This is a genomic window from Maribacter arcticus, assembly GCF_900167935.1.
Lineage (GTDB): Bacteria > Bacteroidota > Bacteroidia > Flavobacteriales > Flavobacteriaceae > Maribacter > Maribacter arcticus.
On sequence record NZ_FUYL01000014.1, the window covers coordinates 103770 to 112214 of the forward strand.

The window sequence follows — 8445 nt, forward strand, 5'->3', positions numbered from 1 at the left end:
GATTTTGGAATCCCGAGCGATGGTACGTTGACATTGACAGAACCATCTAACGGAATTATAGCGATTAATGATGGTGGAACACCTGACGATATTTCTGATGATACGGTAATCTATACACCGAACGACGGCTTCGAAGGAAGCGACAGTATCGATTATACGGTATGTGATACAATGGGTAATTGCGATACGGCAACAATTGATATAACTGTAACTAATGATAATCCTACAACGCCTCCAGATGAATTTGTTATTGAAGTCAATCAAATGGTTACACCCAATGGTGATGGTAGAAATGAGTTCTTATTTATTAGGGGAGTAGCTAAGATTCGAAGCAGTACATTAAAAATCTTTAACAGATGGGGAGTAGCTGTTTATGAAGGTGAGAATTATAATAATCAAAATAATGTATTTGACGGTAGGTCAAGAGGTAGGTCGACTTTAGGTGTTGACGATTATCTTCCCGCTGGAATATATTTCTATATATTTGATTACACCACTTTAGAAGGTGAGAAAATAGTAGATAGTGAATACCTGTATATAAGTAGGTAATAGTTTATAAAATATGAATATTAGAAATAAAGTTTTAGTTCTACTAGGCGGTTTATTGCTTGTTTGTGGAACCGTGGTTGCACAACAAGATGCACAATATACACAGTACATGTTTAATACCATGAGTGTCAATCCAGCTTATGCCGGATCAAGAGGTCAACTAAGTATTGGAGCGTTATATAGATCGCAATGGGTTGGTTTAGAAGGAGCCCCCAAAACACAAACTTTAAACATTCAATCTCCAATAAGAAATAGCAAATTAGGCTATGGTGTTTCTATAGTGAATGATCAAATTGGTGATGGAGTTGTGCAAGAAACTTATTTTGATGCAGTTATTTCTTATACCATTGATGTATCTGCTGAAGGTAAATTATCATTCGGGTTAAAAGCTGGTGGTAATCTATTAAATCTAGATTTTACGAAGTTGCGTAATTTTGATTCTGAACCAGTAAATTCAGATAATATTGAAAATAGATTCTCACCAAATGTGGGAGTTGGGTTATATTATCATGCCGAACGGTTTTATGCCGGTCTTTCAGCCCCAAATCTTTTACAAACAGAACATTTTGACAATTCTCAGCAGGAAGCTGGGAGTGTACAATTCTTATCAAAAGAGCGTATTAACTTCTATTTAATTACAGGCTATGTGTTTGATTTGAACGGAAATTTAAAATTTAAACCAGCATTATTGACGAAAGTAGTTGGTGGTGCACCTTTACAAGTAGATATGTCTGCCAGTTTTATGTTCAATGAACAGTTTACATTCGGTGCAGCTTACCGATGGGATGCTGCAGTTAGTGCAATGGCAGGTTTTCAAATCTCTGATCAGTTTATGATTGGTTTGGCTTATGATAGAGAAACTACAGATTTAGGAGGAACACAATTTAACGATGGATCATTTGAGGTACTCTTGAGATATGAATTGGTTAAATCTTTTCAAAGATTGGTATCACCTCGTTTTTTCTAATTGGCAAACTTATATATGAAACATAGCGTAAAGTTTATTTTAGTAATCTTATTTTTCTTTCATGGATTAACCTATGCTCAAGAACGGTTAATTGAGAAGGGAAATGAGAAATTTGAAGCATATTCATTTAGTCCCGCAATTGATATTTATAAAAAGGTATTAGATAAGGGTTATGCGTCTGCAGACTTACTAAGAAAATTAGGTAACTCGTATTATTATAATGCGGATTATAAAGATGCTGCCGATACATATAAGAGATTGGTAGTGGAATATACAGAAGAAGTTACTGCTGAAGATTATTTTAAATATGCCCAGACATTGAAAACTTTGGGTGATTATGATACTTCGAGTTTAATAATGTCCAAGTTCAAAGAAATTACGAAAGGAGATGGTCGTGCAAACGCCTTCGCTGAAGATCGTGATTTTATGGCAGAAATTAAGGAGAATTCAGGTAGGTATAATCTTGGACCTTTTGAATTCAACTCACCATACTCAGATTTTGCTCCTTCATTCTATAAAGAGGGCTTAATATTTTCTTCAGATCGAGATACCGGTAATTTTGCCAAATATCGACATACTTGGAATGCCAAAGATTTTTTAGACTTATATGAGGTAAATGCAGATAGTTCTTCTTTAAATAGCGTAAAAAAATTAGATGAAAATGTAAATACCCGATTTCATGAATCAACCTCAGTAGTTACTAAAGACGGTCAAACTTTATATTTTACTCGAAACAATTCTGAAAAGAGGAGAACGGTAAAAGATGATAAGGGAATTGTTAGGTTAAAAATATTACGAGCAAAATTAAATGATGAAGGATTATGGGGCGAAGTTGAAGAACTTCCTTTCAATAGTGATTCTTATTCAGTGGCTAACCCAGCTTTGAGTCCAGATGAGAAGACATTGTATTTTGTTTCAGATATGCCTGGTACATTTGGTGCCTCAGATTTATTTATGGTAGCTATAAATGAGGATCGCACATTTGGAACACCACAAAATTTAGGGCCAAATATTAATACAGAAGCACGTGAAACATTCCCTTATATAACAAGTGAGGAAATTTTATATTTTTCTTCAGATGGACATCCCGGTTTAGGAGGATTAGATGTATTTGCAACCAAAATAAAGCGACAAGATTTTACTGGTAAAGTGTTGAATGTTGGCCAACCTGTCAATAGTAATAGTGATGATTTTACATTCATTTTTAATGAAGAACTAAGAACAGGTTATGTAGCTTCAAATAGAGAAGAAGGTATAGGGTACGATGATATTTATAGTTTTACGGAGACCAGACCACTAGAATTTGATTGTATTCAAAAAGTAACAGGAACGGTAAGAGACAAAATTACAAATGAAGTTTTGGTAGGGGCAACTATAAAAGTAATTGATGAAAATAATGATGAACTTTTCTCGACAATTACTGATTCTGACGGTAATTATAGTTTAGAGTTAGATTGTAATAAAGGTAATTTTGTAAGGGCCTTAATGGAAGGTTATATTCCTTTTGAAGAGTACATAGGTGTATCTGATGGTAAACCGAAAATTATAGATTTTTACTTAGAAAGAGACCGTATTACTGCAGGTTTTGGAGATGACTTGGCAAAGCTACTTCAGTTAAGTACTATATATTTCGATTTCGATAAGTACAATATTCGAAAAGATTCAGAGGTTGAAATAGAAAAAGTAATAGCTGCTATGGAGAAATATCCTAGTCTTAAATTAAAGGTTAATTCACATACAGATAGCAGAGGGCCAGCGGCTTATAATCTTTGGCTTTCGCAAAAAAGGGCTGAGTCTACAGTGAACTATATGATTAAAAAAGGTATTTCAACAGACAGGCTAGTTAATGAAGGTTTTGGTGAAACCAAACTACTTAATGAATGTGCCGACGGTGTAAAATGTAGTGCTGAAAAACACAACGTAAATAGAAGGTCAGAGTTCATTATTTTAGAGTAATCTCATAATTAAAATTTAAAAAAGCAACCAATTATATGGTTGCTTTTTTCGTTTTGGAAGATGACATATTACTTGTTATTTACATTAGAAATACTTTTTTAACACTCTGAAACCCTTATATTTTTTAGACCTTAATAGATGAAATACCATTGCAAAGCATTGATTTGTATGTAAATGTATTTACGGTAAACAGCAGTATTCTATTCATTCACTTAGTAATAACTCTACTTCACAACAATTTTTAGCGCTAACTCAGCTCTATGTTTATTTTAGCTAATGATTTATGCTATTCGTATCATTTTGATCTAACGCATAAATCTTTGGCCTAAACCTATGAAATTAAAATACCTATATAGTCTTTTATTTATCGTTGTTTGTTCGTCACTTATATATGGGCAACAAACCTATTTGGATAATTTCAATACGGTTTCCTATTCAAATAATAACGGAACTTCTAATTTTTCAGCAAATTGGAACGACAACGAAGATGGCAGTCCATCCAATGGAAGAATCGATATTACTGGTGGAAAATTAAGATTCAACAACCTAGATGGTCGAACCATTAGTAGAACGCTAAGCCTTTCAGCAGCCACGGCCGTTACGCTTACAATGGATTATGACGCTACATCATTAGGAGGGGAAGGACTTTATATTGAGCTATGGAATTCAGGTTCATCTTCTTGGCAAATAGTAGGGACTATTAACACTAATACGACGGGTACTTTATCGCATACCCTTACTGTCAATCAAATTTCTGCAAACTCCGCCATTCGTTTTTCAGGTACGGACAACAGATGGGGAAACGGGGATACTATCTTAATAGATAATGTTTTGTTTAATGCTACATTTGGCCCAACAATTTCAATAAATAATGTCACAGTGACAGAAGAAGCAGGTAATGCCATTTTCACTGTTACCTTAGATAAAAACAATTCAGGAGGTTTTAATGTAAACTTTGCTACTGCCAATGGTACAGCCCTAGCGGGAAGCGATTATACCACAACCTCAGGAACCTTAAGTTTTGTGGGAACGATAGGGGAAACCAAAACTATAAGCATTCCTATTATTGATAATTCTTATGGAGAAATTACTGAGAATTTTTTTGTGAATTTATCCGGTGGGACTAACGGAATTAATATTTCAAATTCAAGTGGTACAGGCACAATAACCGACAGTGATCCAGCCATTCCAAACAATGTACCACTTACTCTTTTTGAAGAATTTAGTGGCTATTTTGACTACACTACTACGGGCGGATCCTTAAGGACTCAAGATAACAATACCAATGCATGTGCAATTACAACTACTTCTTCAAATACTTTACTTTCCCCTATACCCGCAGGGGCAATCATTAGAAAAGCCTATTTAAAATGGGCGCATTCAAGTCAAAATGTCGATGATGTGGTTTCTTTTGAGGGCCAAAATGTAACGGCCAGCGTGATATATGGGTCGAATATCGGCTCTGGTCGCCAGTTTTATGGCTATATGAGCGATGTAACCAGCCTTGTGCAGGCCATCCCAAACCCTTCAACCAATGTATATGACTTTACTGGGCTCACTATTGATACCTCGAGCACGTATTGTTCCTCAGCCACAGTTTTAGGCGGATGGGCCTTAATGATTTTTTATGAATTGGCGACGATGCCAGCCGTTACCATCAATTTATATGATGGCTTTAGTGGGGAGAGTAATTCCTCCTCTACCTATACCTTGGGGGGCTTTTTTGCCATTGGAGCAAGTGGGGCAAAAACAACAGTGCTATCATGGGAAGGAGATCAAACTTTAAGTAATAATGAATTGTTGACGGTTACTTCTGGTACGGGCACTTATGCGCTGACAGGCGATGGAGACAATAATGGCATTACAGTAAATAACCCATTCAACTCAACTATATTTGACAATACCGTAAGTCCGGCTATTAATCAGACTAACCCTTATGGTTTAGATTTAGATACTTATAATATTTCGCCTTATATAAGTCCGGGAGAAACTACGGTTAGTACAACAGTTCAATCTGGTCAGGATTATGTCATTGTTAATTCGGTACTATTAAAAGTACCTTCTAATTTAATTACTGGAACTGTTTTCGAGGATATGAATTATGGAGGAGGAGCTGGTAGAAGCTTGGCGGCATCAAGTGGCGTTGGGACTGCAGCTACAACCGTCGAATTATATAACGCATTGAATGCCTTAGTAAAAACATCTGCAACAAAACCAAATGGTAGCTATACTATTGGAGGGATGGCCAATGGTAATTACAGGGTTCGTGTTGTAAATAGCACAGTAAAATCAAATAGAACCGGCGGGGCAGCTTGTACCACATGTTTACCAGTTCAAACTTTTAGAAGAAATTATGCCACCGTTGGTGGATTTACAAATATAACAAATCGCGTAGGAGGTGCTAATCCAGCAGGTACGGATCCAGCTGCCGGCACAATTACAAATGCTCAGTCACTATCGACGGTTACTATAACCAGTGAAGGAGTAGTAGGTCTTGACTTTGGCTTTAACTTCAACACAATAGTCAATACCAATAGCTCAGGACAAGGGTCCTTAGAAAAATTTATAGTCAATTCCAATAATTTGGAAAATACTGGTTTGGATATTGTTACAAACGGAATTTTTGATCCAGCCGCTGGTGTAGATACCTCCATATTTATGATACCCTCAACGGGTGATCCATTAGGCAGGACTGCAGATGCCAACTATACAAGTGGTTATTTCAATATTTTTGTCACAGGTACACTAAGCAATATTACAGATGCAAATACGAGTATTGATGGTAGAACTCAAACGGCTTATTCTGGCAATACCAATATGGGTACATTAGGTTCAGGCGGTACAGCTGTGGGAATTTCAGCCACATTACTTCCGAATTTTGATCGGCCGGAGATTCATGTGCACCGTGATCTTGGTGATGTCTTTCAGATTAATGCCAGTACGACCACTATACGTAACCTATCAGTATATGCAAATGACAAGGCAGGTATTCGAATCAATTCCGGATCGGCATTTGTCTATGAAAATATTTTAGGTGTAAATGCATTAGGTGTTAAAGCAGGTGCTATCCAATACGGAATTGATATGCAAGGAGGTACCGGAACAATAGCAAGAAATTATTTTAACGGATCAAATATCGCAGGAATGCGAATAGCTGGTGGCACAGCCACAACTGTGGAAAATAATCATTTTTATCAAAACGGAATTGATAACTGTGCCGACAATATATTAGTTACAAATGGTTCTGGTATAATCATTAGAAATAACCTGATTAATCAGGCTGCGGGAGTTGGCATTGAAGCTGACACGTATGCGGCGGGTCTTTTAATAACCGAAAATACGATTTCTGGAAATGGAATAAGTCTTGTCGCTTGTAGTGGCGGTGTTTTCGATGATTCCGGTATTCGACTAAAGTCTGCCAATGCGACTATTTTCAAAAATATAATAGATAGCAATCAAGGAGAGGGCGTTGTTGTTGCGGAGAATGTTTCTGGAATATTAATCTCCCAAAACAGTATTTATAGGAATGGCGTGAGGGTACCTTCATTGGGTATAGATCTAGATAAATCAAGAAAAAATGGTGACGGTGTTACCCTTAACGATAACGGAGATGTAGATAGTGGCCCTAACGATTTACTAAATTTTCCAATTATTTCAGTAGTCTATTCTTCAGGATCAAACTTAGTTATTGAAGGTTGGTCGAGACCAGGTATAATAATTGAATTATTTTTAACCGATATAAATCAGGGTACTGCCGTAGTAGGAGATAATCAATTAGGATTATCTACAGATTATGGTGAAGGGCATACGTATATTGGGACTGTTGTTGAGGGTAGTGGTGCCGATTTATTTTCAGATACGGCACTTTATACAGATTTAGATGGCAATACTGATAATACCAATAAATATAAATTTGTTATTCCAACACCACCAGGGGTGGTAGTTGGTAGTTTATTAACATCTACCGCAACATTGTCTAATTCTACCTCTGAATTTTCACCTTCCAGTACAATTAAAAACTATACAGTAATTACAAATAGACGAATTACCTACCGAATTAAATCAAACTAATTTTTGTTTTAGGGTATTGAACTTTCAATTCTCATAAATAAAATCACAATAATTTTATAATTAATCTACCCATTTTAAAGGCTAGATAATAACTTAATTTTATCTAAAAGAGAGAGGATTTTTAAACTTTTCAGATTAACTTTTGAAGTTAAATAATGAAAAATGATTAATTGTAAGAGCGCTCATAAGTGCAGAAATGACAGTGCATTGTCGATAAACAACATATATTTTAAAAGAAAAAATAAAGACCCATACCTCATGTTTATCTACGTATACTGTCTAAATATCTCTCTACACAACATTTATTTTAATGTGCACGACTTATAACCAATATTTGTGTATTGTGATTACCAGTGGTCCGTCTTGTTTAATAATAATTGGAACAATCTGGAAACCACAACTTGAAAAACCTATATGACCAAAGAATTTTTGAAGGTGAAATTGAATATTAAAAGTATGAAGAGTCAAACTACTACAACCCTAGGTAATACCATTAAATTTATAATGGTATTATTTACATTACTTATATCAGGTATCACTATGGCACAAACAACTGTGACCTTAGAAGACCAATGTAATTGTGAGGTACTCCAAGGAACCGATGTTTCTGCACCAGGGGTTACAACTCCGGCAGGTGCCGATTTGGGAGATCTGTATGTGAATACAGCTACAGGAACTATTTATTATTGGAATGGAGCCACTTGGGAACTGACATCTACTGATGACCAGCAATTGCAAAATTTCACTTTTGATGCCTCTACAAATATTTTATCATTAGAAATTGAAAACGGGAATGTAGTTACGGCAGATTTATCGAGTTTGAAACTGGTAGAAGCATTAACGACTGTAGTAGCGAATACGGATGGTACGTTCACATATACCGATGAAGACGGCGTTGAAAC

At 35.9% G+C, this 8445-nt stretch carries 5 protein-coding genes; all 5 read left to right on the top strand.

Annotated elements, in window-relative coordinates; translation table 11 throughout:
- On the top strand, positions 1 to 549 hold a 549-nt coding region (locus tag B5X55_RS18420; protein WP_200811639.1), incomplete at its 5' end, for a T9SS type B sorting domain-containing protein.
- 13 nt (positions 550 to 562) lie between these two features.
- On the top strand, positions 563 to 1516 hold the full coding sequence (locus B5X55_RS18425; RefSeq protein ID WP_079514655.1) for a PorP/SprF family type IX secretion system membrane protein: 954 nt from the start codon (positions 563 to 565) through the stop codon (positions 1514 to 1516).
- 15 nt (positions 1517 to 1531) lie between these two features.
- Positions 1532 to 3472: an OmpA family protein gene (locus B5X55_RS18430; protein ID WP_079514657.1), complete on the top strand. Its 1941-nt coding sequence runs from the start codon at positions 1532 to 1534 to the stop codon at positions 3470 to 3472.
- A gap of 333 nt (positions 3473 to 3805) precedes the next feature.
- Positions 3806 to 7543: a beta strand repeat-containing protein gene (locus tag B5X55_RS18435; protein ID WP_079514659.1), complete on the top strand. Its 3738-nt coding sequence runs from the start codon at positions 3806 to 3808 to the stop codon at positions 7541 to 7543.
- A 414-nt stretch (positions 7544 to 7957) separates the two neighbouring features.
- The coding region (locus B5X55_RS18440; RefSeq protein ID WP_143814542.1) for a hypothetical protein at positions 7958 to 8445 on the top strand (488 nt) is incomplete at its 3' end.

Bases quoted from the DNA above. Each gene is read 5' to 3' on its own strand.
- B5X55_RS18425 (WP_079514655.1), top strand. From the start codon at position 563: ATGAATATTAGAAATAAAGTTTTAGTTCTACTAGGCGGTTTATTGCTT.
- B5X55_RS18430 (WP_079514657.1), top strand. From the start codon at position 1,532: ATGAAACATAGCGTAAAGTTTATTTTAGTAATCTTATTTTTCTTTCAT.
- B5X55_RS18435 (WP_079514659.1), top strand. From the start codon at position 3,806: ATGAAATTAAAATACCTATATAGTCTTTTATTTATCGTTGTTTGTTCG.